The organism is Amorphus sp. 3PC139-8, from assembly GCF_040750475.1.
GTDB lineage: Bacteria > Pseudomonadota > Alphaproteobacteria > Rhizobiales > Amorphaceae > Amorphus.
In genome coordinates this window covers 298,027-322,409 of record NZ_JABJVY010000003.1, presented here as the reverse complement: position 1 = coordinate 322,409, position 24,383 = coordinate 298,027, and the positions used below count along the sequence as shown (strand labels likewise).

25 protein-coding genes are annotated in these 24,383 nt (G+C 65.8%); 12 read left to right on the top strand and 13 right to left on the bottom strand.

Features of this window, described 5'->3' with window-relative positions:
* Window positions 1-463: transposase (locus tag HNS03_RS05355; RefSeq protein ID WP_367193663.1), on the top strand; the 463-nt coding region annotated here is incomplete at its 5' end.
* Between the two features lie 270 nt (window positions 464-733).
* Here the strand turns inward: HNS03_RS05355 and HNS03_RS05350 are convergent.
* From HNS03_RS05350 to rpmH, 7 genes are all read right to left on the bottom strand, one after another.
* Complete coding sequence (locus HNS03_RS05350; RefSeq protein WP_367193662.1) at window positions 734-883, bottom strand: hypothetical protein; 150 nt, start codon at window positions 881-883, stop codon at window positions 734-736.
* A complete protein-coding gene (gene coaA / locus HNS03_RS05345) occupies window positions 880-1,833 on the bottom strand; it encodes a type I pantothenate kinase (RefSeq protein WP_367193661.1) in 954 nt (317 codons plus the stop codon). Before coaA ends, HNS03_RS05350 begins: the two co-directional genes overlap by 4 nt.
* 170 nt (window positions 1,834-2,003) lie before the next feature.
* Window positions 2,004-2,909, bottom strand: coding sequence for an acetylglutamate kinase (argB, locus tag HNS03_RS05340; protein WP_367193660.1), 906 nt, complete (start codon window positions 2,907-2,909; stop codon window positions 2,004-2,006).
* A gap of 102 nt (window positions 2,910-3,011) precedes the next feature.
* Complete coding sequence (yihA, locus tag HNS03_RS05335; protein WP_367193659.1) at window positions 3,012-3,632, bottom strand: ribosome biogenesis GTP-binding protein YihA/YsxC; 621 nt, start codon at window positions 3,630-3,632, stop codon at window positions 3,012-3,014.
* A gap of 34 nt (window positions 3,633-3,666) precedes the next feature.
* Window positions 3,667-5,496, bottom strand: coding sequence for a membrane protein insertase YidC (gene yidC, locus HNS03_RS05330; RefSeq protein ID WP_367193658.1), 1,830 nt, complete (start codon window positions 5,494-5,496; stop codon window positions 3,667-3,669).
* 12 nt (window positions 5,497-5,508) lie between these two features.
* Window positions 5,509-5,874 carry a ribonuclease P protein component gene (gene rnpA / locus HNS03_RS05325; RefSeq protein WP_367193657.1) on the bottom strand — a complete coding sequence of 122 codons (366 nt, stop codon included), beginning with the start codon at window positions 5,872-5,874 and terminating at the stop codon, window positions 5,509-5,511.
* Between the two features lie 49 nt (window positions 5,875-5,923).
* Window positions 5,924-6,058, bottom strand: a complete 135-nt coding sequence (gene rpmH, locus HNS03_RS05320; RefSeq protein WP_367193656.1) for a 50S ribosomal protein L34 — start codon at window positions 6,056-6,058, stop codon at window positions 5,924-5,926.
* A gap of 340 nt (window positions 6,059-6,398) precedes the next feature.
* Here rpmH and HNS03_RS05315 point away from each other — a divergent pair, with 340 nt between their 5' ends.
* From HNS03_RS05315 to pth, 5 genes are all read left to right on the top strand, one after another.
* The gene (locus HNS03_RS05315; protein WP_367193655.1) at window positions 6,399-7,235 is read left to right on the top strand and encodes a TVP38/TMEM64 family protein; all 837 of its coding nucleotides are present in this window, start codon (window positions 6,399-6,401) and stop codon (window positions 7,233-7,235) included.
* Window positions 7,232-8,668, top strand: a complete 1,437-nt coding sequence (locus HNS03_RS05310) for an NAD(P)/FAD-dependent oxidoreductase (protein ID WP_367193654.1) — start codon at window positions 7,232-7,234, stop codon at window positions 8,666-8,668. The genes HNS03_RS05315 and HNS03_RS05310 overlap by 4 nt, the downstream gene beginning before the upstream one ends.
* A 127-nt stretch (window positions 8,669-8,795) precedes the next feature.
* Entirely contained in the window at window positions 8,796-10,277 is a 1,482-nt protein-coding gene (locus HNS03_RS05305; RefSeq protein ID WP_367193653.1) for a nitrogen regulation protein NR(II), read from the top strand.
* Between the two features lie 331 nt (window positions 10,278-10,608).
* Window positions 10,609-11,244, top strand: a complete 636-nt coding sequence (locus HNS03_RS05300; protein WP_367193652.1) for a 50S ribosomal protein L25/general stress protein Ctc — start codon at window positions 10,609-10,611, stop codon at window positions 11,242-11,244.
* Between the two features lie 123 nt (window positions 11,245-11,367).
* Window positions 11,368-12,072, top strand: a complete 705-nt coding sequence (gene pth, locus HNS03_RS05295) for an aminoacyl-tRNA hydrolase (protein ID WP_367193651.1) — start codon at window positions 11,368-11,370, stop codon at window positions 12,070-12,072.
* Window positions 12,073-12,403: 331 nt separating this feature from the next.
* On the opposite strand, the gene HNS03_RS05290 is transcribed toward pth, so the two are convergent.
* Window positions 12,404-13,120, bottom strand: coding sequence for a PRC-barrel domain-containing protein (locus HNS03_RS05290; RefSeq protein WP_367193650.1), 717 nt, complete (start codon window positions 13,118-13,120; stop codon window positions 12,404-12,406).
* Between the two features lie 270 nt (window positions 13,121-13,390).
* On the opposite strand from HNS03_RS05290, the gene ychF reads away from it, so the two are divergent.
* Both ychF and HNS03_RS05280 read left to right on the top strand, forming a co-directional pair.
* Window positions 13,391-14,491 carry a redox-regulated ATPase YchF gene (ychF, locus tag HNS03_RS05285; protein ID WP_367193649.1) on the top strand — a complete coding sequence of 367 codons (1,101 nt, stop codon included), beginning with the start codon at window positions 13,391-13,393 and terminating at the stop codon, window positions 14,489-14,491.
* 17 nt (window positions 14,492-14,508) lie between these two features.
* Window positions 14,509-15,060 carry a hypothetical protein gene (locus HNS03_RS05280; protein WP_367193648.1) on the top strand — a complete coding sequence of 184 codons (552 nt, stop codon included), beginning with the start codon at window positions 14,509-14,511 and terminating at the stop codon, window positions 15,058-15,060.
* Window positions 15,061-15,229: 169 nt separating this feature from the next.
* Here HNS03_RS05280 and HNS03_RS05275 read toward each other — a convergent pair whose 3' ends face one another.
* The 4 genes from HNS03_RS05275 to HNS03_RS05260 all read right to left on the bottom strand — a co-directional run bounded on the left by HNS03_RS05275 (window position 15,230) and on the right by HNS03_RS05260 (window position 17,984).
* Window positions 15,230-15,784, bottom strand: a complete 555-nt coding sequence (locus HNS03_RS05275) for a hypothetical protein (protein WP_367193647.1) — start codon at window positions 15,782-15,784, stop codon at window positions 15,230-15,232.
* A 64-nt stretch (window positions 15,785-15,848) separates the two neighbouring features.
* Complete coding sequence (locus HNS03_RS05270) at window positions 15,849-16,469, bottom strand: ribonuclease T (RefSeq protein WP_367193646.1); 621 nt, start codon at window positions 16,467-16,469, stop codon at window positions 15,849-15,851.
* A gap of 80 nt (window positions 16,470-16,549) precedes the next feature.
* Window positions 16,550-17,056, bottom strand: coding sequence for a hypothetical protein (locus HNS03_RS05265; protein ID WP_367193645.1), 507 nt, complete (start codon window positions 17,054-17,056; stop codon window positions 16,550-16,552).
* An 82-nt stretch (window positions 17,057-17,138) separates the two neighbouring features.
* Window positions 17,139-17,984 (bottom strand): 23S rRNA (adenine(2030)-N(6))-methyltransferase RlmJ, encoded by an 846-nt coding sequence (locus HNS03_RS05260; protein WP_367193644.1) that lies wholly within the window; start codon window positions 17,982-17,984, stop codon window positions 17,139-17,141.
* A gap of 82 nt (window positions 17,985-18,066) precedes the next feature.
* Here HNS03_RS05260 and HNS03_RS05255 point away from each other — a divergent pair, with 82 nt between their 5' ends.
* The 3 genes from HNS03_RS05255 to HNS03_RS05245 are packed head-to-tail and all read left to right on the top strand — an operon-like array spanning window position 18,067 to window position 21,403.
* On the top strand, window positions 18,067-18,495 hold the full coding sequence (locus HNS03_RS05255; protein ID WP_367193643.1) for a PaaI family thioesterase: 429 nt from the start codon (window positions 18,067-18,069) through the stop codon (window positions 18,493-18,495).
* Window positions 18,496-18,554: 59 nt separating this feature from the next.
* Entirely contained in the window at window positions 18,555-19,868 is a 1,314-nt protein-coding gene (locus HNS03_RS05250) for an NCS2 family permease (RefSeq protein WP_367193642.1), read from the top strand.
* A complete protein-coding gene (locus HNS03_RS05245) occupies window positions 19,868-21,403 on the top strand; it encodes an ArnT family glycosyltransferase (protein WP_367193641.1) in 1,536 nt (511 codons plus the stop codon). The genes HNS03_RS05250 and HNS03_RS05245 overlap by 1 nt, the downstream gene beginning before the upstream one ends.
* 191 nt (window positions 21,404-21,594) lie before the next feature.
* On the opposite strand, the gene HNS03_RS05240 is transcribed toward HNS03_RS05245, so the two are convergent.
* On the bottom strand, window positions 21,595-21,948 hold the full coding sequence (locus HNS03_RS05240) for a hypothetical protein (protein ID WP_367193640.1): 354 nt from the start codon (window positions 21,946-21,948) through the stop codon (window positions 21,595-21,597).
* Window positions 21,949-22,372: 424 nt separating this feature from the next.
* On the opposite strand from HNS03_RS05240, the gene HNS03_RS05235 reads away from it, so the two are divergent.
* Entirely contained in the window at window positions 22,373-24,274 is a 1,902-nt protein-coding gene (locus HNS03_RS05235; protein WP_367193639.1) for a cytochrome c, read from the top strand.
* The last annotated feature ends 109 nt before the right edge of the window (window positions 24,275-24,383 follow it).

The following is a 24,383-nucleotide window of genomic DNA, read 5'->3' as shown; positions in this document are numbered from 1 at the left end:
ACTGCGCAGCCTCGCCCAAAGCGTCCTTCTTCTCGACAAGGAGATCGCCCGGCGCATTGCCGACAGCGTCACGCTGGCGAAGCACGCCCGGCTGCTGCGGGCCGTCAGGGGCGTTGGCCCGGTTCTGGCTGCGACCCTCATCGCCGAGCTGCCGGAGCTCGGCAGGATCGGCGCCAAGCGCATCGCCTCCCTGGTCGGGGTGGCGCCGCACGCTCGCCAGTCCGGCGCCAGGGACCGGGGCGGGCGCTGTGCCGGGGGACGTAAGTCGGTGCGCGACGTACTCTACATGGCCGCCCTCAGCGCTGTCAGCGGAAAGGATCCCGTCCTGCGGCCCTTCTACGACAGGCTACGGACGGCGGGAAAACCGTTCAAAGTTGCCATCACCGCCGTGATGCGCAAGCTCATCACCCATCTCAACGCCATCATCCGCGACGCCGAGACGGCCTGCGCACCGACCACATAGCAGACACGGTTGCTCATTCCCGCGAAAGCGGGAAGCCATAGGGCTTCTCGACGGAAAACGGCGCTTTTGATTGCCGGAACTTTCTCGGTATAGGCTTGCGCAGCTGCCGAGTTCGTCTCGGTCCACGTGCCTTAATACCCGCTCCCTATAGATTCCCGCTTTCGCGGGAATGAGCGGAGTCAAAATGGTTCGCCTGGGCCTGTTCTCCTCCGCCCACCCCGGCGCCTCTGCCGGAATGCGGGGAGTCGCAAAGGGTCGCGTCAGTGTTGCCTAAGCCTCCGCCTCCACCAGCCAGCAGGCAGCCGTGTAGCGCACCGTGTCGCCCTCGATGAATGGGGCGGAGGCGGCGTGGAGGGTGTCGACGACCTCAGCCCGGGTCGCCGCGTCGGCCTCGCGCAGTACCGCTTGGGTAACGCTCAAATCTTCCTCAGCGCTACCGTCTCGATGTGGTGGTCGGCGTTCTTGGAGAGGATCAGGTCCGCGCGCGGCCGGGTGGGGCGGATATTTTCGCGAAGGTTGACTAGGTTGATCCGGTTCCACAGCCGGTTGGCGAAGGCCAACGCCTCATCCTCGGAGATCTCTGCATATTTGTGGAAGTAGGAGCGCGGATCGTGGAAGCGGGTGCCCTTCAGGCGCATGAACCGCTCCAGATACCAGCGGTGGAGTACCGCCTCGTCGGCCTCGATATAGATCGCGAAATCGAAGAAGTCGGAGACGAATGGGATTCCGACGCTTTCGCGCGAGAGCTTGCTGGTCTGCAGGACGTTGAGGCCTTCTAGGATCAGGATGTCCGGCCGGTCGACGGTGATGGTCTCGCCCTGCACCACGTCGTAGGTCAGGTGCGAGTAGACCGGCGCCTCGACATTGCGCACTCCGGCCTTCACGTCGTGCAGGAAGGCCAGCAGCGACTTCAGATCGTAGCTTTCCGGGAAGCCCTTGCGCTCCATCAGCCCTTCGGCTTCCAGCACCGCGTTGGGAAACAGGAAGCCGTCGGTCGGCACCAGATCGACGGTCGGGCTGGTCGGCCAACGCGCAAGCAGCGCCTGCAGAAGGCGTGCGGTGGTGGACTTGCCGACGGCGACCGAGCCGGCGATGCCGATCACGAACGGGATCTGTCCGTCGTCGCGCCCGAGAAAGCGGTTGGTGGTGGCGTGCAGGGCCTGGGCGGCCTCCACATACATGGAGACGAGCCGGGCGAGCGGCAGGTAGATCTCCTCCACCTCCGCCAGGTCGATGCGGTCGTTGTAGGCCTGGAGCTCCTGCACTTCTTCCGCCGACAGCGTCATCGGAGTATCGGCGCGCAGCTTGGCCCAGTCGGTGCGCGAAAAAACGCGGTAGGGCGACAGCTCCATGGGGTTGATCGTATCCATAAGAGGTCAGGGCCTGTTGAGCATCGCCGCATGGGCCGCACCGCAGCCGGAAACCGTCCGCACATGGGAAGGGACCGCGCCGACGCGACGTGCACGCGCCTGTGCGTCTCTCCTGTCTGCGAACCGTTTCGCCTTTCGGCAAAGCCTCATGTAGGGATCCTCGACAGGGGTCACGGCGTCATCAAGGTGCCGGCGCCGCGCTCGGTGAACAGCTCCAGAAGAACGGCGTGGGGCAGCTTTCCGTTCAGGATGACAACGCCCTTCACGCCCTTTTCCAGGGCCTCGATGCAGGTTTCGACCTTCGGGATCATGCCGCCGGTGATGGTGCCGTCGATGATCATGCGCCGGGCGTCGGAGACCGTCAGCTCCTTGATCAGGCGTCCGTTCTTGTCCAGGACGCCGGACACGTCGGTCAGGAACAGGAGCCGGGAGGCGTTGAGCGCGCCGGCAATGGCACCCGCAAACGTGTCGGCGTTGACGTTGTAAGTCTCGCCGTCGTCGCCGGGCGCGACCGGCGCAACCACCGGAATAATTTCGCTCTGGGCCAGCATGTCGAGCACTTCCCGGCGCACTTCCTTCGGCTCGCCGACGAAGCCGAGGTCCACCACCTTCTCGATGTTGGAATCCGGATCGACCACGGTCCGGGTCACGCGCTGGGCGGTGACCATCTGCCCGTCCTTGCCGCACAGCCCAACCGCGCGTCCGCCGGCGCCGTTGATCGCGCGGACGATTTCCTTGTTGATGGAGCCGGCCAGCACCATCTCGACGACCTCCACGGTCGCCCGGTCGGTCACGCGCAGGCCGCCGCGGAATTCCGAGCGGATGCCAAGGCGATCGAGCATTGAGCCGATCTGGGGGCCGCCGCCGTGTACCACCACCGGATTGATGCCGGCGAGCTTCATCAGCGTGACATCCTCGGCGAACGCCTTGGCCAGCGCCGGATCGCCCATGGCGTGACCGCCATATTTCACCACGATGGTGCGCTCGTCGTAGCGCAGCATGAACGGCAGCGCTTCGGAGATGATGCGGGCACGCGAGAGATCGGCTTCGTCGGTGTCCGTGTCCGTCATGGTCATGGCTTGCGTTTCCGGCCCTCGTCGCGGGTTCATCTCGGCCTGCTATAGCGGTCGCAAAGGCGCGGCTCAATCGGCAAGGGGGTGATTAAGCGCGGCCAAAGATTAAGCAAACGCCAGTTCGGCCACTTCCGCGCGCAGATCGTCCAGCCCTTCACGGGTGACGGAGGAGGTGGCGATCACGGTCGGATGCGCCGCCGGCCGCTTGATGATCTTCTGCGCCGTCTCCGCGATGCGCTCGGCAAGCTGGGACGGCCCGATCTTGTCGGCCTTGGTCAGCACCACTTGGTAGGAGACTGCCGCCTGGTCGAGCGAATTCATCACCTCCTCGTCGATCGCCTTCAGTCCGTGGCGGGCATCGATCAGGAGATAGACGCGTCGCAGTGTCGGCCGTCCGCGCAGGAAGTCGAACACCAGCTCGGTCCAGGCCTCCACCGCCTTCTTGGGCGCGGCGGCATAACCGTATCCCGGCATGTCCACCAGCACGATCGGCGCGACGTCGGTGACGAAGAAGTTCAATTCCTGGGTGCGGCCGGGCGTGTTGGAGGTGCGCGCCAGCGTCTTCTGGCCGACCAGCGTGTTCAAGAGGCTCGACTTGCCGACATTGGAGCGGCCGGCAAAGGCGACCTCGACCGGACCGGTCTCTGGCAGGTCGCCCATCGATCGCGCGCCGCGCAGAAAGGTCCACGGACGCGCGAACAGGGTGTGCACGGAAGAGTCGTCCACCACGGGTTTCCCGGTCTCCAGCCTTACGCCGGCGTCAGGACGAGCTTTCGTTGCTCGCCTTCTTGCGTTTGAACAAGCCGGTAATGTTGTCCCACAGCTCCACCTTCACGCCCTGGCGGCGCATGATGATGTATTGCTGCGCGACCGACAGCGAGTTGTTCCAGGCCCAGTAGATCACCAATCCGGCCGGGAAGCTTGCCAGCATGAAGGTAAAGATCACCGGCATCCAATTGAAGATCATCGCCTGCGTCGCATCCGGCGGCGTCGGGTTCATCTTCATCTGCATCCACATGGTGAAGCCCATGATCAACGGCCAGATACCGATCATCAAGAACGAAGGCGGATCCCACGGAATCAGACCGAACAGATTGAACACCGTGGTCGGATCGGGCGCCGACAGGTCCTGAATCCAGCCGAAGAACGGCGCATGCCGCATTTCGATGGTGGTGAAGATCACCTTATAGAGAGAGAAGAACACCGGAATCTGGATCACGATTGGAATACAGCCGGAGACCGGATTGATCTTCTCCTTCTTGTAGATCTCCATCATCGCTTGTTGCTGCTTGACGCGATCGTCCTTATAGCGCTCGCGCAGCTTGACCATCTCCGGCTGCAGCTTCTTCATCTTGCTCATCGACACGTAGGCCTTGTTGGCAAGCGGGAAGAAGGCGGCCTTGATCAGCACCGTCACGATCAGGATCGCTACGCCGAAGTTGCCCACCAGCTTGTAGAAGAAGTCGAGGGCGTAAAACATCGGCCGGGTCAGGAAGTAGAACCAGCCCCAGTCGATCAGCAGGTCGAATTTCTCGATCCCGAGGGAGTTTTCGTAGCCGTTGATGACGCCGACTTCCTTGGCGCCGGCGAACAGGAGGTTGCGGCTCTCGCCGGACTGGCCGGGCGCGATGGTGATGGCGTCTTCCAGATAGTCGGCCTGGTAGATCTCGCGGCCGTTGCGCTCGACGGCCGACAGGCGCGGCTGGAATGCGGAACCGGGATTCGGAACCAGCGTCGAGGCCCAATATTTGTCGGTGAAGCCGAGCCAGCCGTCGTTCACCTTGTCCGGGGTGATCGGGCCGTCGTCGACCAGGTCGTCATAGTCGTATTCCTTGACGCCGGAATCGCCGTAGACGCCGATCGGCCCCTCGTGCAGCACGAAGAAGCGCGAGGTTTCCGGCGTGCCGTGGCGGGAAATCAGGCCGTAGGGAAACAGCGTGATGGCATCGGCGGACTTGTTCTCGATGCCCTGGGTCACCGTGAACATATAGTTGTCGTCCACGGCGAAGGTGCGCGTGAACGTAATTCCGGACGGGTTCGTCCACTCCAGAGTCACAGGGGTTGTGGGCGTCAGCGTCGCCTCGCCTTCCACCGTCCAGACGGTGTCGGCGTTCGGCACCTGGATCTTCTGGGCGTTGTCGCCGCCCGCCACCCAGCCGACCTCGGCATAATAGGGTTGCGGTGCGCCGGACGGCGAGAACAGGACGATGGTCGGGCTCTCGGGATTGACGGTCTCGTGGTAATCCTTGAGCCGGAGATCGTCGAGCCGGCCACCGGTCAGGTTGATGGAGCCGGACAGGCGAGGGGTCGCGATCGGCACCCGGTTGGTGGCGGCCAGCGCCGTCGGACGATCCTTGGCCGTGGCGCTGGGGCCCGTGCCCTGGCCCGGCGCCGTCTGGGCATTTCCGTTGCCGTCGGGCTGGGGCAGGCCGGCGTGATCGGTGGTCTCCGGCGTTGCGGCGTTGTCGACCTGCTGTTCGACGGCCGCCTCCCGCTGGGCGTCCTGCCGGGGCTCGATGAAGAAATACTGCCAGCCGATCAGCACCGCGAGAGACAGCGCGATCGCGATGATGAAATTCTTGTTGTCCATGATCGCACCGGTTCAGCGTTCGGGGGCGTGCCGGTTCGCGGACCGGCGGTCGACGGCGTTGTGGACTCGCTCGAAGGCGACTTCAAGGTCGACCAGAAGATCCGGGTAGGATCGTGATAGGGCCGCGCGGCGTCCGACGAGGACATAGGCGCAGCCTTCCCGCGCCCTTGCAAGGCGTTCGGACACCACCGCCTTCAGGCGGCGGCGGATGCGATTGCGCTCGACGGAATTGCCGGTGCGCTTGGTCACCGTGAAGCCGAAGCGCGGCGCGCCGTCGCAGCGGCGCTCGCAACGCGCCTGAAGCACGAAAGCGGGCCGCTCCGCGCGCACGCCGCGGGCGACCGACTTGAATTCGGTTCGTTTCTTGAGCCGGTCCATGGCGGCGAGCCGGACGGGCGGCGAGACCGCGCCTTCCGAGCGCGAGCCCTTACGCGGACAGCTTCTTCCGGCCGCGGGCACGGCGGCGCGCGATCACGAGACGACCACCCTTGGTCGCCATGCGGGCACGGAAGCCGTGGCGGCGCTTACGAACGAGTCGGCTCGGCTGATAGGTACGCTTCATCGGACAAAACCTGCTCTCACGGGCTCGCGGCTGGCGCGTCGACGCCCGTCGGATCGATCGAAAAAATCGGATCATTCCCCGCCTGCCAGCCAGAACGGCGCTCGATAGCCCGGCATACGACGTGGAGATGAGCCCCGGCTTATAGAAAGCAGCCGCGGCCAAGTCAACGTGGGGTGTCGTGTTGCATGTGCAAGGGGCCGTCCACGGCGGCACCGTCTGCTCCGGCGATCTCAATTTCGGGTGAGAACCATCACTCAAAGGATGCACAAGACGTCGCGGACGGGCATCTGTTGAAAGAGGGCGCGCCGATGAGGTGCGGGGGAACGCCGATACGGAACGCATGAGCGAGCAGCGGACGACAGCGGAACACCGGGTGGCGGGTCGGCAACCGGGCAGCGACGGCGACACCGCCGCCTGCGTGCGCAAGGGCCCGCGCGAGCGGTTCGTGCGCTGGCTGCCGCTGATCGGGCTTCTGGTGCTCATGGCCATCGCCTACGGGGCCGGCTGGTTCGACCAGTTCACGCTGGCCAACCTGATCCGCAAGCGCAGCGCGCTCGCCGCCTTCGTCACCGACGATGTGGCGCTGGCGCTTCTCGCCTATGCCGGCCTTTATATCGTGCTGGTGGCACTCTCCTTTCCCGGCGCCAGCCTCCTCACGATCGCGGGCGGCTTCCTGTTCGGGGTGTGGATGTCCTCCGCGGTGACCGCGATCGCGGCGACCATCGGCGCGACGGTCGTGTTCCTGGCCGCGCGCACCTCGCTCGGGGCGGCGTTGCGGGCGCGGGCGGGGCCCTTCATGACGCGCCTGGCGGATGGCTTTCGCGCCGATGCCTGGAGCTATCTTCTCTTTTTGCGGTTGGTGCCGGTGTTTCCGTTCTGGCTGGTCAATCTCGCGCCGGCGCTGTTCAGCGTCCCCTTGCGCACCTATGTCGGCGCAACCTTCGTCGGCATCCTGCCGGGCACGGTCGCCTATGCCTTTCTCGGCGCCGGCCTGGACAGCCTGATTGCGGCACAGGAGGCGGCGAATCCGGGCTGTGCAGCCGCCGGAAGCTGCTCCATCGACCCGAGCGCGCTGATCACGCCGACCTTCGTCGGTGCGCTGGTGGCGCTCGGCCTGGTCGCGCTGATTCCTCCGATCTACAGGAAAGTTCGTCGGCGCAAGGACACCGCAGCGTGATCGGCGCCGGCCCCCCTCTCACCCCCGATATCTGCGTCGTCGGCGCCGGCTCCGCCGGGCTCAGCGTGGCCGCTGCGGCCGCCCAGTTTGGTACGCCGGTCGTGCTGGTGGAGAAGGGCACGATGGGGGGCGATTGCCTGAACACCGGCTGCGTGCCGTCGAAATCGCTGATTGCCGCGGCTGCCATTCGCGAAGCCGGCCGGCGGGGGCCCTCGTTCGGCGTGGCGCAGAGCGAGCCCGCGGTCGATTTCGCCGGGGTTCATCGGCACATTCACGAGGTAATCGCCGCGATTGCGCCGCACGATTCCGTCGAGCGCTTCGAAGGGCTGGGCGTTACCGTGCTTCGGGACCATGCCCGCTTTCTCGATGACCGCACCCTCAAAGCCGGCGATACCCTCATCCGGCCGCGTCGGTTCGTGCTGGCAACTGGCTCGCGCCCGGCGGTTCCGCCAATTCCTGGTCTCGACGGCGTTCCGTTCCTCACCAACGAGACCGTTTTCGATCTCGCTACGTGCCCCGGCCATCTTCTGGTCGTTGGCGGGGGACCGATCGGGGTGGAGCTCGCCCAGGCCTATCGCCGGCTTGGCGCCGAGGTGACGTTGATCGAGCGGAGCACGCTGCTTGCCCGGGACGATCCGTTCCTGGTCGCCCCCGTGCGCGAGGCCCTCGTGGCCGATGGTGTGCGGCTTCTGGAGCAGACCGGGATTGAACGGGTGGAGGGAAACGCCGGCGCAATTGCCGCGACCGTCACCGGCCTGGCCGGACGCGAGACGATCAGGGGAACGCATCTTCTCGTCGCCGCCGGGCGGGCTCCGGTGGTGGACGGGCTCGATCTGGAGAAGGCCGGCATCGCCCATTCCCCGGCCGGTATCGAGACCGACCGGGGCCTGCGCACCAGCAACCGGCGCGTCTATGCGATCGGCGATTGTGTCGGCGGTCCGCAGTTCACCCATGTGGCTGGCTACCATGCCGGCCTGGTCGTCCGTTCGATCCTGTTTCGCCTGCCTGTGCGGGTCGATTATTCCCATTTGCCGCGCGTGACCTACTGCGATCCGGAGCTCGGCCAGGTTGGGTTGAGCGAGGCGGAGGCGCGCGAGCGCTTCGGAGACAGGGTGCGCGTGCTGGACGCGCCGTTCGCCGAGAACGACCGCGCTCGTGCCGAACGGCGAACGGAGGGTGGCGTTCGGATCGTCGCCGGCCCGCGCGGGCGCATCCTGGGCGTGGGCATCGTGGGGCCCGGCGCCGGCGAATTGATCGCCGGCTGGTCGCTCGCGCTTGCCGCCGGGGCGAATCTTCGCACCGTCGTGGGACATGTCGCGCCCTATCCGACATTTTTCGAAAGCGGGAAAACCGCCGCCATCACCGCCTATTCCGGCAGTTTGACCAATCCCTGGCTCCGGCGCATTCTGCGGTGGCTTAGCCGTTTGGGGTAGTGGCCTGACATGCGGACCTCTCCGCACCCGCTTTCGATCGCACGTGCCGCGCCGGAAAAAACCGTCCAGCCGGACCTGTCCGGTGCGTGGACCCTGTCGACGTGCGCCCTGACGCAGGCGAACGGCCATGGCTGAGGACACGCCTGTTGCGAACGACGGCGCCGCGCCCAAGCGCGGGCAGGGGACCCGGCGCTCCTGGCGGGCTGGCCTCTCCGGCAAGCTTCTGGTTCTCACGCTGTTGTTCGTGATGGTCAGCGAAATTCTGATCTACGTGCCTTCGATCGCGAATTTCCGGCTGTCCTGGCTGCGCGATTCCCATGCCACCGCAAGTGTCGCCGCCATGGTGCTGGCGGAGGGCTCGGAGGTTCCCAAGGCGCTGCAGGCGCGGCTGTTGTCGTCGACCGACACCATCGCCATCGCGCTGTTGGCCGGCGATCGACGACGGCTTCTGGCCGTCGACATGCCGCCGGAATCCGTCGATCTCCATGTCGACCTTGCGGAGATGGAGCCGCTCTCGGCCATCGTGGATGCCTTCGCCGTGCTTTTGGAGACCGAGCCGCACACGATCCGCGTGTCCGGGGCTGCACCGGGGCGCGACGAGCGCGTCGAAATCGTTATTTCCGACCGCCGGATGCGCACGGCCATGCTGGCCTATTCGCGCAACATCCTGATGTTGTCGCTTCTGATTTCGGTGATCACGGCGGTCCTGGTCTATATGAGCCTGCGCTGGCTCCTGGTGCGGCCGATGCAGCGGCTTTCGGCGGCGATCGAGGACTTCGCCGATAATCCGGAAGACGCCAGCCGCATCATCGAGCCCTCCGATCGGGCCGACGAGATCGGCGACGCGGAGCGCCGGCTCGCCACCATGCAGCGCCAGCTTCTGGAAACGATCCATCAGCGCCGTCGGTTGGCCGATCTCGGCTTAGCGGTCTCCAAGATCAACCACGACCTGCGCAACCTGCTGGCCGCCGCCCAGCTCTTTTCCGACCGGCTCTCCTCCAGCCCGGATCCGACCGTGCAGCGGGTGTTGCCGAAGATCGTCGGCACCCTGGATCGCGCGGTCGGCTATACTCGCGCCGTGCTCTCCTATGGCCGCACCGGCGAGGCGCCGCCTTCGCGGCGGCTGATCCGGCTGAGGCAGGTGGTGGAGGACGTGGCGGATCTCGTCGGTCTGGCCCAGCATCCGGACATTGTCTTCGAAAACCGCGTTCCCGCCGACCTGGAAGTGGACGCCGACACCGATCAGCTTTCGCGCGTTCTCATCAATCTCGCCCGCAACGCCGTGCACATCCTGGAGACCGACGGCGACACCGCGCTGGTGCGGCGGGTGGAGGTTTCGGCGGAGCGCGCCGGCGGGGTCGTGACGATCCGGGTGGCCGACACCGGGCCTGGCATCCCGCCCAAGGTTCGCGAACATCTGTTCCAGCCGTTCCAGGGGTCGACCCGGAAAGGGGGAACCGGGCTCGGCCTGGCCATCTCCGCCGAGATCGTGCGCGCCCATGGCGGCTCGATCGCTCTTGCGGAAACCACGCCCGGTGCGACCTTCGAGATCACGCTGCCGGATCGCCCGGTCGATCTTGCCGCCATCCGTCGGGCGGTCGGGAAATAAAGCAAATCCAGTAAAAGTGGGTGGGATTTTCGAACAGGCCGTTGCCCCACACACCGCTCGCTCCCGCGCAAGAGGGAGTCCATAGGGTGTTGGTCGTCTGCGCCGATCATGCCACCCGTTCTTCCACCGGCCTCCTGTCGTTCTGGCTTCGCAAAGGTAGAGAAGGCGCGCGCTCGGCCTCGATAGACCGCACCCAGTGCCGGCGAAAGACAGTTGAATATCGCTAAGGTTGGCCGTATATAGGCGCCCTGCCCGCACCCCTGGAGGCGGGTCGTCGGAAAGAGGCCGCCGTCGCGGCCTTCTTTCGTTTCATGCCATGAAGGAGAGACCGATGGCACAAGAGTTCGTACTCGAGGCCACGGTGCGCGATCGGGTGGGCAAGGGGGCCGCTCGTGCGCTGCGCCGCGAGAACAAGATTCCCGCCGTTATCTACGGCGATAAGCAGCCCCCACTGCCGATTGCGCTGCCCTATAAGGAAGTGTTCCAAAAGCTTCACGCCGGTGGCTTCCTGACCCATGTCTGGACCATCAAGGTCGACGGCAAGTCGATCCGCGTGCTGCCGCGCGACTACCAGCTAGAGCCGGTGCGCGACTTCCTGTCCCATGTCGATTTCCTGCGCGTCGGCAAGTCGAGCCGGGTCGCCGTCGAAGTGCCGGTGCACTTCGAGAACGAAGAGACCTCGCCCGGCCTGAAGCGCGGCGGTGTGCTCAACATCGTGCGCCACACCGTGGAGCTGGAGTGCCCGGCGGATTCGATCCCCGAGGCGATCACGATTGACCTCGCCGGCTACGATCTCGGCGATTCCATCCACATCTCCGCGGTGACGCTGCCGGGCAACGTGGTCCCGACGATCACCGACCGCGACTTCACCATCGCCACCATCGCCACGCCGGCTGGGCTGGAGAGCGAGATGGCCGAGGAAGGCGAAGAAGCGGAAGAGGCAGAGGAAAAGGGCGAGGAGGAGTAATCCTCTTTCCGCCGTCTTGTCTGTCTATCCCGTTCACGTCCGCGCCGGTCTTCCGGTGCGGACGTTCTCGTATCCTCGACGGCTTGTCCGCCGATCGGGTGACGCCGAACGGAGTCGCACGCCATGATGCTTCTAGTCGGCCTTGGAAATCCCGGACCCCGCTATGCCGGCAACCGGCACAATGTGGGCTTCATGGCGCTCGACCGGATCCACGACCGGCTGCGGTTGCCGGCGTGGCGCACGCGGCGCAATGCAGAGATCGCCGAAGCCACGGTCGGCGATGACAAGGTCCTGCTCCTGAAGCCGCAGACCTATATGAACGAATCCGGCCAAGCGGTCGGCGAGGCGATGCGTTTTTACAAGCTCACGCCTTCGGACGTTGTGGTCGTCTACGACGATCTCGACCTGCAGCCCGGCAAGTTCCGGATGAAGGCGGGCGGAGGCCACGGCGGGCACAACGGGCTGCGTTCCGTCAACGCCCATATCGGCGATGGCTATCGGCGGCTGCGCATCGGCATCGGGCACCCGGGCCACAAGGACGCCGTCGTGCCTTACGTTCTGCACGACTTCGCCAAGGCCGATGCCGATTGGCTCGATCCGCTGTTGGATGCGATCGCCGATCACCTGCCGCTGTTGGCGGATGGCAAGGATTCCTCGTTCGCCAATAAGGTGCACCTTGCGATCGGTGGCGCAAAAGAGGAGCGCAAGCCGGCCAAGACCAAATCCGAGCCTGCGCCGCGAAAGCCGGCCGATGTACCGCCGGCTGCGGAACCTGCGAGCGAGGGACCGTTCGCCGCGCTGGGAAAGCTGGTCGGCCGCAAGCGATAAGGATTTCCGGGCCCTTCGCCGCTTCCATGTGCAAGTCCGCGCACGGAGGGCGGAAGCGAGTTGAATTTCTTAGCGCTTCCTCAGACACCGCTCATTCCCGCGCAAACGGGAAGCGATAGGGCCTGTGCGATGAGCGGAGGAAAGGCGGCTGGCCGACGAACGGGTTAGATGCGCGCACCCTACTGCCGCCTGATCGGCTCCCGCTCGCGCGGGAACGAGGGGACGTCGGGGCGAACCTGCCCGCACCTCACTCACTTATCTTCGCATCGACACAATACGAAAAGAGCCGCCCAGGGCGGCTCTCCTCGCAGGTGCGATCGTCGGAACGGGCTTACTGGCCCATGCTGGTTCCGGAGCCAGAGCCGGATCCGGTCATGCCGGTGCCGGTACCCGTCCCCATTCCGGTGGAGCCGCCGTCGGCCGGCTTGGCGTCAGCCTCGGTCGCCTCGTTGGCCTCCTCCTGGGAGACGAACTGCGGCAGGCTCTCGATCTGCTCCTGGGTCATCGCCAGGGTGACGACCTCGTCGCCGTCCTCATCCATGGAGATGTCCATCTGCTCCCACGGCAGCATCACTTCTTTGTCGCCAAGACCCAGGAAGCCGCCGAACGAAACGATGACATGGCTGATCTTGCCGTCCGGCCCGATCACGAAGTCGTCGATATCGGCGAGATCGTCGCCCTCGGAATTCTGTACCGGCTGGCCGGTCAGGTCGCTGGCGAGATGGGTGTCGGCCGGCTGCTGCGCCGTCATTTCCCCGGTGCCGTTGCCGCCGGTGTCGGCGGTCGTGCTCATCGAGGAGCCGGTGGAGTCCTCAGCCGTTGTGGGGTCGGCCATCTGGTCCGACTTCTGGGCGGAGTCTGAGGATTCCGTCTCCGTCGGCGTGTTGGCATCCATTTCCGATGCATCGGGTGCCGTGGTCGACGAGGCCCCGGATTCCGTCTGGGACTGCATCGTATCGTCAGTATTGGACTGCGCAATCACCGGAGAAATCGCACCAGCCGCAAACAAAGACGCAGCCGAAACCGCTGCAAGCAAGCTCTTACGCATTTCATCCTCCTCTTATTCGTCCGATGGACAAGCAATTCGTGATCGATAACGCCCCAAGAGAGGATCGAGTTCCTGTCGATTTCGCCAGCCACAACAATTTCTCAAAATATTCGCAATCCTGCCGAGATCGCTCGGGGCTGGCCAGGGATGGGCGAACCAACTGAAGCGCGGATTTCGGATTGTGGTTGGCGGCTGAATCGTCCTATCACCCGCGCTAACTCAACGCGGTGCTTCTGCCACCCGCTCACTGACATTTACCGAGGACGGCCCATGGGCTTCAAATGCGGTATCGTCGGCTTGCCGAATGTCGGCAAGTCGACGCTGTTCAACGCGCTCACCCGCACCGCCGCGGCGCAGGCCGCGAACTATCCCTTCTGCACGATCGAGCCGAACACCGGCGACGTCGCCGTTCCCGACCCGCGACTCAAGAAGATCCGCGACACCGCCGGCTCCGCGCAGATCATTCCGACCCGGCTGACCTTCGTTGACATTGCGGGCCTGGTGCGCGGCGCCTCCAAGGGCGAGGGCCTTGGCAACCAGTTCCTCGCCAACATCCGCGAGGTCGATGCGATCGCTCACGTGCTGCGCTGCTTCGAGGACGACGACATCGCCCACGTCGAGGGCCAGATCGACCCGATCGCCGACGCGGACACCGTCGAAACGGAACTGATGCTTGCCGACATGGAAAGCCTGGAGCGCCGGGTGACACCGCTGCGCAAGAAGGCGACCGGCGGCGACAAGGAAGCCAAGCACATCGTCCCGATCATGGATGCCGCTCTGGAGCTTTTGCGCGACGGAAAGCCGGTCCGGCTGCTGGTGGCACAGAACCCGGAGATGGCGGACGACATCAAAGGCCTCAACCTGCTGACGGCCAAGCCGGTGCTCTATGTCTGCAATGTGGACGAAGCGGCAGCGGGAACGGGCAATAGCCTCTCGGAAAAAGTGGCAGAGAAGGCCGCGGCCGAGGGAGCCGCGACGGTGGTGATCTCGGCCGCGATCGAGGCGGAGATCGCCCAGCTCTCCGACGAGGACGAGCGCGAATATCTGGAGACCCTCGGTCTCGAAGAGCCCGGTCTCGATCGACTGATCCGCACCGGCTACGAGCTCCTCGGCCTGATCACCTACTTCACCGCTGGTCCAAAGGAGACCCGCGCCTGGACCATCAACAAGGGCACCAAGGCGCCCCAGGCGGCCGGTGTGATTCATTCCGACTTCGAACGCGGTTTCATCCGCGCCCAGACCATCGCTTACGACGACTACATCGCCTGTGGCGGCGAGCAGGGCGCGAAGGAAGCCGGCAAGGCCCGCGACGAAGGCAAGGAATACGTTGTCCACGACGGCGACGTGATCCTGTTCAAGTTCGCCACCTGACGCGCCGGGGCGACAACGTGGCAGCCTGGACCATCGAGGGGTTCGCGATCGTCTCCGACGACGACCGCATCGCCGATGCCAGCGGCGCCATGCCGAAGACCCTGCGCAACGAGGCCGATTCGCGCGCCTTCCAGGCCGGCCTCGACCGCATGGATGCGATCGCGCTCGGGCGCCGCTCGCACGCGGTGACGGCGAACCGTACCGGCCGTTTGCGGATCGTGGTCTCCTCAACTGCGGATGGGCTGGAGCGCCGCACCGACGGTTGGTGGTGGAACCCGGCGACCGTTGAGACGTCGGAAATGCTTGCTCGCATTCTCCCGGAGGGCGGCGCCGTGGGCGTACCCGGCGGGCGCGATGTCTTCGACCTGTTTCTCGCACACGGCTACACACGCTTTCATCTGACCCGTGCCCATGGCGTGACGTTGCCTGGCGGTGTCGCGGTGTTTTCCGCGTGCGATCACGGACAGACGGCGGAGGACGTGCTCGCCGCGAGCGGGATGGCTGCCGGCGATCCGCATGTGCTGGACGAGGCCAATTCCGTCGTTTTGACGGAATTCATTCGGCCATAGACCGTTTCCTCAGCAAATGCGAAGCTGGCGCGCGACCGCGCCGGAGCCTTGTCTTGCCGCGTTTCCGGACGGCGAACCGGTACCCACTTCGCCTGGAAACGCTCGTGGCCGCGCCCGCGCAGCCGCGAGCAAAGCGAGCTGGCGTGAGCGGCAAAATCTATAGAACCCCTCACTCCGCCGGCGGATAGACCCGCTCGGCGTTGCCGTTCGCGTCGATCAGGCTGTAGCGCTCCAGCTTCAGGCCGAAGCTTCCCCACGACCAGACTCCAACCCCGATGCGGCCGTCTTCGTCGCGTGGGCCCTCCGCCGTGAGCCGGCTGGTGCCGGCATCCCAGTCGACATCATAGACGCGCGCCGTTCCCTGCCAGCCATAGGCGCGGGTGAAAACCGCGGGAAAGGTCGGATGTACGCCCTCGATCTCGCCGGTCTCGTGGACGTAGAGCCGGTAGGTGGGGCGGGTCTGACCGGCGGAGCAGGGGATCGCATAGAGCGTTGCCGTCCCCGACAGCTCGGCCGTGACCGGCACGAGATCCTCAAGCGCGGGACCGAACGGCTCCTCGCATTTGGAAATGGTCATGTGCTCGACCATCACCGGCTCGGGAACGGCAAGCCACTGGTCGAGATTGGCCGCGTTCGTCGGCGGCGGCGCGTCGTCCGCCGCCTCTTGAGCGTAGGCCGGCAGGGAGAAAACGAGAAGAAGGGCAAGAAGAGGGGCGGGGCCCATGCCAGTCAGCTCCTTTCACACCTGCCGGACGGCGAACCGGGGTTCACTTCGCCAGGAAACGCTTCTAGCGCGCCCGCACTGGCGGCATGCGCTGATCCGGCTTGGTGCAGGCCTGACGGTCGACATGTGGGCAGGACGTGTAGCCGCTCAGGTCCTTCTCCAGGCAGATGCGGACCTCGCGAATGCGATTGCCGCGGCAAACGACCGCGATCTCATCCGCTTCAAGACCGGCATTGGTTTTCCGGAAGGCCGCCTCCAGATCATCCGGATCGATCACCACTTGCTTTTGCGGCTGTTGAAAGGCCTGCGGGATCTCGATCGCCTCATAGGCGGAGCGGGTCGCGGCAAAATAGTCGTCCGCCGACATTCCCGAACAGGTGCCGTGCTTTTCCCATTCGTGCCGGATCAGGCTGCGGCTGGGCATGATGTCGAGCATGGAATTGACCAGCGATCGGTCGAGCCGACGGGCCTTGGCACAGCTTTCCGGATAGCCCCGGTCATATTGCGGCCAGAGCCCATGCGCCACGAAGGCATACGGCCGGCCGCTGTCGCACTGGGTCGGATCGGCGCGGTCGCCGGCCGCCGCGCAATAGCTCGGCGACCAGGAGAGCGAGAGCACGTAGAAATCGAAATCGCCCGGCGTGCCGTCGGCGCGGGCAGCCGCTGTCGCGGCGAACATCGTCATTGCTGCCCCGGCCAGGAGCGCCACGAGATGCGACGCCAACCCGCAAGACCGTCCGCGACGGCGCATGCTCGCCATGCCGATCAGCTATCGGGAGCGGGACGTGCCGTGCGGCAGGTGCCGTCATAGACCCGCCACTTGTCGTAGCCGTCGAGGCAGACATTCACGGCCCAGCCGGCGCCGACGAAGCCGTCGGCTTCCTCGATGCGGATGTGGGCGGTGGTGATCCGGCCGTCGGCCATATGGGCCTGGCCGCGGCAATAGCGGCGGGCGAGCGGGCTGGGATTGTCGGCTTCGAGCGCCTGCTCGAACACGTTGTCGATCGCGGCGACGCGCACGACCCGGTAGGCCGGCTGAGCGGCGTTGGTGAACTTCAGCGCCGCGCTAACCACCTTCTGGTCGCTGCAGGCGGGAAGGTTCACCGGAGCCTCGTCGGCGTTGAAGCCGAACCAGTTGTCCAGCGATCCGTTGAATTGCTGCCAGCCGGACTGCTGCGGAGCGGCGGGTGCCACCTGATAAGGATCTGCCGCGACTGCCGGTGTAGCGATGGCAGCGGCGAGCAGGGCGGCAGCGACTTGACGCATGTACATGACGACCCCCGGTCCCAGGAATACTGGCGGGACGATGCGCGATCGCCGGCGCAGAATCAAGGCGGAGTGGTTAGCAAAGGGTTTACTTGGCGTTTGGTGTGACGCGAAAGCCACCGCCCGGCGCCTCCATCAGGATGGACGACAGCCAGGACAGAACCGGCATCAGGTCGCCGGCAAGCGTATAGGGCGGATTGACCACAACAAGCCCCGACCCGGCCATCGGACCGTCGGGATCCGGCGCGCGCACCGTCAGCTCCGCCCGCAGGCGCCTGTCCACGCCGGCTGCCTCCAGAATGGTGTCGATCCGTGCGCCTTCGTCGCCTGCCTTGATCGGATACCAGCCGCAATAGACCCCGGTCGGCCACTTGCGCCAGGCACCCGCGATGCCTGAGGCAAGCCGTTCCAATTCGCCGCCGACCTCATAGGCCGGGTCGACGAGCACGAGACCGCGCCGCTCCTTCGGCGGCACGAACGCCCCGAGCGCCAGCCATCCGTCGAGGCTCACCACCCGCACCTGATGATCGCCGGCAAACAGCGCCTTCAAGGCGGCCGCGTCGGCGGGATGCAGCTCGACCGCCGTCAGCCGGTCCTGCTCGCGCATCAGGTTGCGCACCAGGCGCGGCGAGCCCGGATAGGCGAGCAACACACCGTCCGGATTTTCCGCCCGCACCGCTTCGAGCCAGGGGGCGATCGTCTCGGCCACCTCCGGCGGTGGCGTGGCGGCCATCACCGGCATGACGCCGCGCTCGGCTTCGCCGGTTCTAAGAGCCTCGTCCGCCGACAGATCGTAAAGCCCGACGCCGGCATGGGTGTCGATCACCCGCACCGCACCCGGCTTCTTCTGGAGATAGCGCAGGATGTGCGCGACCACGATGTGCTTCAGCACATCTCCGACATTGCCGGCATGAAAGGCGTGGCGGTAGTTCATCGCGCGATTGGCAGGGTCAGGTGTGCGTGGCAGAGAGGGACACGGACGTCATTCGCAACGTCGAAGGATGGGGAGGAACTTCATGACCACATTCGATGCCGCCACCGCAAGCGATCTTCTGTCCGCCGTGTTCGCGCCCTGGATTCAGGACCTCAACATTGCCATCGAGCGCATTGGAGACACCGAGGCGGTGTTGCGCATGCCGTTTTCCGACACGCTGACCCGCGACAACGGCGTGGTGTGCGGTCAGGCGCTGATGGCGCTGGCCGACACCGCGATGGTGTTCGCGATTTCCGCCGCTTCCGGCGGCTATCGCCCGATGACCACGGTCGATCAGACCAGCCATTTTCTGCGCCCGGTCGCCGGCGCGGATATGCTCGCGACCGCCGAAGTGGTCCGCCTTGGGCGCACCATGGCGTTCGGACGCGTCACTCTTGCCGCCGCCGGCGATCCGCGTCCGGCCATGACCGCTCAAACCGCCTACGCCATCCTCGGCGAACCGGGAAAATAGGGTTACACTCGCGCCACCTTCCTTGCCTCTTCGAAGCCCCGTCCGCCTGGAGATCCGCCATGCCCGCCTCCCCATCCGCCGGACCGCTCGAGCGTCTCTTCGACCTCAAGGCCCACGGCACCTCGGTTCGCACCGAAATCCTCGCCGGCTTCACGACCTTTCTGACAATGGCCTACATCCTGTTCGTGAATCCGCAGATCCTGGGCGCGGCGGGCATGCCGCAAGGGCCGGTGTTCGTGGCCACCGCGCTTGCCGCCATGGCGGGCACGCTGATCATGGCGTTCGCCGCCAACTATCCGATTGCGCTGGCGCCCGGGATGGGGCTCAACGCCTTCTTCGCCTTCACCGTCGTGCTGGCCGATGGCTTCACCTGGCAGGAGGCGCTGGCCGCGGTCTTCTGCTCCGGCGTGATCTTCGTGGTGATTTCCTCGATCGGCCTGCGCAAGGCGATCATCGAGGCGATCCCCGACAATCTCAAACGCGCGATTTCCGCAGGCATCGGCCTGTTTCTCGGCATCATCGCCATGGAAAATGCCGGCATCGTGGTGGACAGCTCCGCCACCCTGGTCACCGCCGGCGATTTCGCGACGGCACCGGTGATCCTCGCCCTCGTCGGGTTCGCGCTGATCGCGGCTCTCAACGCCGTCGGCATCGTCGGCGGCACGATTATAGGCATTTTGGTGGTCACCGTGCTTGGGCTGCCCTTCGGCCTGGTGGATTTTCAGGGCGTCGTCTCGCTGCCGCCGGACCCGACGCCGACCCTGTTCGCCCTCGATTTCTCCAAGATCGCCAGCGGCACTTTCTGGATCGTGGTGTTCTCGCTGCTGCTGGTGGATCTGTTCGATACGGCAGGGACGTTGATCGGCGTGTCCTCCCGCGCCGGTCTGCTGGACAAGGAAGGCAAGCTGCCGCGCATGAAGCAGGCGCTGTTCGCCGATTCCTCGGCAACCGTCATCGGCTCGCTGCTCGGCACATCCAACACCACCAGCTACGTGGAAAGCGCCACCGGTGTCGCCGCCGGGGGCCGCACCGGGCTCACCAGCGTGACCGTCGCCGTCCTGTTCGTGCTCGCGCTGCTGTTTTCGCCGCTCGCCGCCACCATCCCGAGCTACGCGACGGCCAGCGCGCTCCTGTTCGTGGCGACGATCATGCTGCAGGGGCTCGCCGACATCGACTGGAAGGACCCGACGGAGGTCGCCCCGGCTGCCATGTGCGCGATCGGCATGCCGTTCACCTATTCGATTTCGGAGGGCATCGGCCTCGGGTTCGTCACCTATGTGCTGGTGAAGCTGTTTGCCGGGCGCCCCGGTGACCTGTCCATCGGGGCTGTCGCCGTCGCCATCGTGTTCGGCGCCTTCTTTGTGATCGGTTGATGATGACATCGCTTGCCAGCCCGGCCCAGCGCGCCGGCGGACGCGACGACGTGCGCACCGCACTTGTGCTCGTCGGCCTTGCCTTTCTCGTCCACGTTTTGCTCTGGATCGCGCTTCCCTCCCTGCTGGAAGGCTCGATCCGGCTCGACGTGGCGGAAGGCGCGATCGGGGGCCAGCACTGGCGGATCGTTTATGCCCGCCACCCGCCGTTCACGCTCTGGCTGACGGAGATGGCGCGGCTGTACGATCCGCTGCGCTACCAGTTCGTCTATGCGATCGGCCAGGCACTCGCCGTCGGCGGTCTGGCCGGCGCGGTCTGGCTGGCCTACGTCGTCAGCGGCGCGCGCGGGGCGATCCTGGCCGCGGCAATGGGGCTGTTGTCACCCTACCTCACGATCTCGCCGATCGAGCTCAATCACAATATCGGGGTGATGCTGTTCTGGGGCCTCACGCTCGCCACGGGATGGTTCGCCTTCTCCTCCGGCAAGGCGCGCGCCTGGATCCTGTTCGGGCTTTCCGTCGGCGGGGGGCTGTGGGCGAAATATGCCATCCTGCATCTGGTGGCCGGGCTTGGCATCGCTTTCCTGATCGTGCCGGACTGGCGCCGGCAGCTTTTGAGGCCGGGCCCATGGCTGGCCGTTGTTGCCGGAGCGGTCGTGATCGCACCGCAAGTCTGGGCGCTCGCCACCCACGATTCCGACCCGCTGACCTGGGCCGTGCGCACCGAGGTCACCGGCCTGCTCGATCACGTGACCCACACGCTCGCCTTCACCGGCGCCGCCCTCGGCGCCATCGCGCCGATGGTGCTGATCGCGATCGTTGCGTGTCCGCGCCCGCAGGCGCTTGCCGGCGTGGTGCGGCGGCTGTTGCTGGCCCCGCCGTCCGATCCCGTCGGCGTGTACGTGACTTGGGCGGCGATCGGCCCGTTCCTGGTGATCGCGCTTGCGGCGCTCTTCTTCGGGGTCGATGCCAAGTCGCATTGGCTGACGCCAGTGGCGCTTTCCTTCGCGGTGTGGTGGGCCGTGGCGGCGGTGCGGGCCGGCGGAGATCCGGCGCGTCCGCGCCTGCGCCTCTGCCTGGCGCTCCTGGCCGCAGCCTTCGTGGTCGGTTACGCCACCATTCGGATCCTGTCGCCGATGGTGCAGGCCAAGCCGCACTATGCCGACTTCGATGGTCCGGAGATGGCAGCGATCGTGAACGCCTACTGGCAACGGGTCTCCGACCGGCCGCTGGAGGCGATCGTCACCCAGGGGGTTCAGAAGGGTCGACAGCTTGGCGGTTCGCTCGCCTTCGATCTTGGCCACCCGGTGAACGTGTTCGAAGAGGCGAGCGAGCATCTCTCGCCTTGGACCAGTGCGGAAGAGGTGCGCTGCACCGGCGCGCTGGTCGCGTCCACGGTGCCGCTTTCGCCCGACACGTTGGGGCCGGAGCTTCCGATCAGCCAGATCGAGCAGGTCGATCGGCCGCTGGTGCGCGGGGCCTCGTCGCAAAATGGCAAGGCCTGGCTCGGCTATGTGGCGCCGTCCTGCAAGTAGAGCGGCTTCCGGGCAGGGCGGACACCGATTTTCTCTAAATTTTCTCGCTCACGCCAACTCGCTTTGCTCGCGGCTGCGCGGGCGCGGACACGCGCGCTTCCAGGCGAAGTGGGAACCGGTTCGCCGTCCGGAAACGCGGCAAAACAAGGCCCCGGAGCGCAGTCGCGCGCTGGCTCCGCGTTTGCGGGAACTTATTCCTTCGTGCGCTTGCGCTCCGCCTCCACGGCCTCCCGGAACGATCGCCAAGATACCACCACCACCGAAATCATGGTGCCGAACAGGAGCGTCGCGACGCCACCGGCGACCACACGGTGCATCATCGGCTCCGGAGCGGACGGTTCGGCCAAACGGTCGGGCTGAACGGCCTGGGCGGCGAGGTCGGCGGGGGGCGCGCCCAGCGTTCCCGCATCGGCCGCCCCGGTGGCGAGCACAAGGCCCACTCCGAGGGCGCAGACCGACAGAAGCGCGATGAGACCGGCGCGTCGCAACGAGCGACGGGCGCGATCGGCGCGCGGCGAACCGGCATGGGTCTCGCGGGCTTGCATCGGATGTCTCCTCGTTCCTTCGCGGTTGCGGTCGACCTTCCTTCGCGACGTCGACCGACCCCAACAAGTCTGCGGTTCAATGGGACGAGGATGGGGGCGCGGCGCGACCAAGCGCGGGCAAATCTGTGGCAATTCCGCAGACGAATAAGGAGCCTGTGCCCCACGTCTTAAGCGGTCGTTAACGCGGGGGCGGGCTCCCGGATGATCTGTTGTAATTTTAATGATTTAATTCCGGTCCATGTTCGCTCATCATCCGAATAGGGCTGCGAGTCAGCTCACCGGCGGAGATGGGGACGACGACCCGTCACTCGATGCACCGTCACTCCATGTGGGGCTGTCGGCGTTTCCACCGACCGCACCCGCCAAGGGACGAAACCGAACACGCCAACGCCGAGAGCAGGTTCGGATAAACAAGGGGCTAGGAATGAACGATCATACGGACACGGCGACCCTTCCTTCGGAGAGCGCGGCAGCAGCCGGCGCAGCGCGGGGACGCGGCATGCCGCCGCGCCGACGCCGCAGCGCGCTTGCGCTCGCGGCGAGCGTCGCCGCCGCGCCGGTTCTCCTGATCGCCGCCGGGGCCGTTCCGGCCGCCGCCCAGGACGCCTCCAACGACAGCGCTCCCAAGACGGCTACGCAATCGACCGATGCCGGCACCACCGGCTCGGGGGCGACAGCCTCCAAGAGCACCACGACGGCTTCTCTCGACGACCTGATCGCGAAGGGCAAATATCTCACCACCGCGGCCGACTGCATGCCCTGCCACACGGGGCCGAACGCCAAGCCGTTCTCCGGCGGGCTCATGCTCGACACGCCGTTCGGCGGCATTTCCTCGCCCAACATCACTCCCGACGAGAAGACCGGCATCGGAAGCTGGTCGGAGAAGGATTTCTACCGCGCCCTGCATCACGGCATCGGCAAGGGCGGCGAATATCTCTATCCGGCCATGCCCTACACCTCGTTCACCAAGATGACCGAGGCCGATGTGAAGGCCGTCTATACCTATCTCCAGTCGCTGGAGCCGGTGAACAATCCGCGCAAGCCGAACACGCTGACGTTCCCGTTCAACGTGCGAGACGGTCTGGCCGCCTGGGATCTGATGTACTTCACGCCGGGTACGTTCAAGCCAGATCCGAACGTCTCCGACCAGATCAATCGCGGCGCCTATCTCGTCGAGGGACCGGGGCACTGCGCGGAATGCCACACCCCGCGCAACATCGCCGGTGCGATGGAAGGCAATGACTTCCTGGGCGGCGGCAAGCTGCTCGGCCAACCCTACTATGCGCCCGATATCTCCGGCTCGCTGCAGGAGGGCATCGGCGACTGGTCGGTGGATGAAATCGTCGACTATCTGCATAAGGGCGCCGACGCGAAGAAGGGCACCGTGTTCGGTCCTATGGCGGACGTGGTCACCCATTCGCTGTCGAAGCTGACCGACGACGACATCACTGCGATCGCGACCTACCTGAAGCACAGCAAGGCGGAAGGCCCGAAGGAGACCAAGGTCGCCGACACCACCACCAAGGCGGGGTCCGAGATCTATCTCAACAACTGCGCCCAGTGCCATCAGTCGACCGGGCTCGGCATCACGGGCTCGATCCCGCCGCTCGCCGGCAACGACGCCGTCATGGCCGCCGGTCCGCAGGACGTGATCACCGCCGTGCTCGGCGGTCTTCCGGGCCAGGGCTCCTACATCCAGATGCCCGCGTTCGGCGGTCAGTTCTCCGATCAGCAGGTCGCCGACGTCGTCAACTTCGTGCGCACCAATTGGGGCAACGACGGCTCCGCCAACGCCACGACGGACATGGTCGCGAACCTGCGCAGCGAGGTCACGCCCGTGGGGGCCGGCTCGGAAGCTGCCCGCAGCTTCGGGTGCCCGGCCGTCACCGAATCCGGCTCGCAGAATGCCATTCCCGCGCCGGCGAAGGCGATCATGGACGGCTTCCAGGGCATTACGGACGACGAGATGGCCAACCGGGTCGGCGAACTCGTCCGCCTGGTGAAGGGCGCCAACCAGGGGGCCTCCGACGCCGACCTCGCCGACACGCTGGTGGCCGCCTACTGTCCGACGGTCGCGTCCGACGACGACCTGACGATTTCGGAGAAGAAGGCCCGCGTCGACACTTTCCTCACCGAGGTCAACTCCGCCCTCGGCGAGACCAGCGCGATGCCGACCGGCAGCCAGATCCTGATCCAGGTGCCGCTGCCGGAAAATGTCGCGAACCAGGTCAACGAGGCCGCCCGGCAGGCCAAGGAGCAGCCCGGCGCCTATCTCGGCAAGCTGGTCGAGGACAGCCTCAAGAGCCAGTCGGGCGGCTCCAAGTAACTCCCCGATCAGGTCGACGAAATGCAGACGGCGGCGATCTCCGGATCGCCGCCGTTTTCCGTATTAAAGGTCGGTTCCAGGAGCGAGCGGTCTTGGGAGGACCAGCTTC

Excerpts from the sequence above, each read along its gene's own strand:
- coaA (WP_367193661.1), bottom strand. The coding sequence starts at position 1,833 with ATGGATACGATCAACCCCATGGAGCTGTCGCCCTACCGCGTTTTTTCG.
- argB (WP_367193660.1), bottom strand. The coding sequence starts at position 2,909 with ATGACCATGACGGACACGGACACCGACGAAGCCGATCTCTCGCGTGCC.
- yidC (WP_367193658.1), bottom strand. The coding sequence starts at position 5,496 with ATGGACAACAAGAATTTCATCATCGCGATCGCGCTGTCTCTCGCGGTG.
- rnpA (WP_367193657.1), bottom strand. The coding sequence starts at position 5,874 with ATGGACCGGCTCAAGAAACGAACCGAATTCAAGTCGGTCGCCCGCGGC.
- rpmH (WP_367193656.1), bottom strand. The coding sequence starts at position 6,058 with ATGAAGCGTACCTATCAGCCGAGCCGACTCGTTCGTAAGCGCCGCCAC.
- HNS03_RS05315 (WP_367193655.1), top strand. The coding sequence starts at position 6,399 with ATGAGCGAGCAGCGGACGACAGCGGAACACCGGGTGGCGGGTCGGCAA.
- HNS03_RS05305 (WP_367193653.1), top strand. The coding sequence starts at position 8,796 with ATGGCTGAGGACACGCCTGTTGCGAACGACGGCGCCGCGCCCAAGCGC.
- HNS03_RS05300 (WP_367193652.1), top strand. The coding sequence starts at position 10,609 with ATGGCACAAGAGTTCGTACTCGAGGCCACGGTGCGCGATCGGGTGGGC.
- pth (WP_367193651.1), top strand. The coding sequence starts at position 11,368 with ATGATGCTTCTAGTCGGCCTTGGAAATCCCGGACCCCGCTATGCCGGC.
- HNS03_RS05290 (WP_367193650.1), bottom strand. The coding sequence starts at position 13,120 with ATGCGTAAGAGCTTGCTTGCAGCGGTTTCGGCTGCGTCTTTGTTTGCG.
- ychF (WP_367193649.1), top strand. The coding sequence starts at position 13,391 with ATGGGCTTCAAATGCGGTATCGTCGGCTTGCCGAATGTCGGCAAGTCG.
- HNS03_RS05275 (WP_367193647.1), bottom strand. The coding sequence starts at position 15,784 with ATGGGCCCCGCCCCTCTTCTTGCCCTTCTTCTCGTTTTCTCCCTGCCG.
- HNS03_RS05270 (WP_367193646.1), bottom strand. The coding sequence starts at position 16,469 with ATGACGATGTTCGCCGCGACAGCGGCTGCCCGCGCCGACGGCACGCCG.
- HNS03_RS05265 (WP_367193645.1), bottom strand. The coding sequence starts at position 17,056 with ATGTACATGCGTCAAGTCGCTGCCGCCCTGCTCGCCGCTGCCATCGCT.
- HNS03_RS05260 (WP_367193644.1), bottom strand. The coding sequence starts at position 17,984 with ATGAACTACCGCCACGCCTTTCATGCCGGCAATGTCGGAGATGTGCTG.
- HNS03_RS05255 (WP_367193643.1), top strand. The coding sequence starts at position 18,067 with ATGACCACATTCGATGCCGCCACCGCAAGCGATCTTCTGTCCGCCGTG.
- HNS03_RS05250 (WP_367193642.1), top strand. The coding sequence starts at position 18,555 with ATGCCCGCCTCCCCATCCGCCGGACCGCTCGAGCGTCTCTTCGACCTC.
- HNS03_RS05245 (WP_367193641.1), top strand. The coding sequence starts at position 19,868 with ATGATGACATCGCTTGCCAGCCCGGCCCAGCGCGCCGGCGGACGCGAC.
- HNS03_RS05240 (WP_367193640.1), bottom strand. The coding sequence starts at position 21,948 with ATGCAAGCCCGCGAGACCCATGCCGGTTCGCCGCGCGCCGATCGCGCC.
- HNS03_RS05235 (WP_367193639.1), top strand. The coding sequence starts at position 22,373 with ATGAACGATCATACGGACACGGCGACCCTTCCTTCGGAGAGCGCGGCA.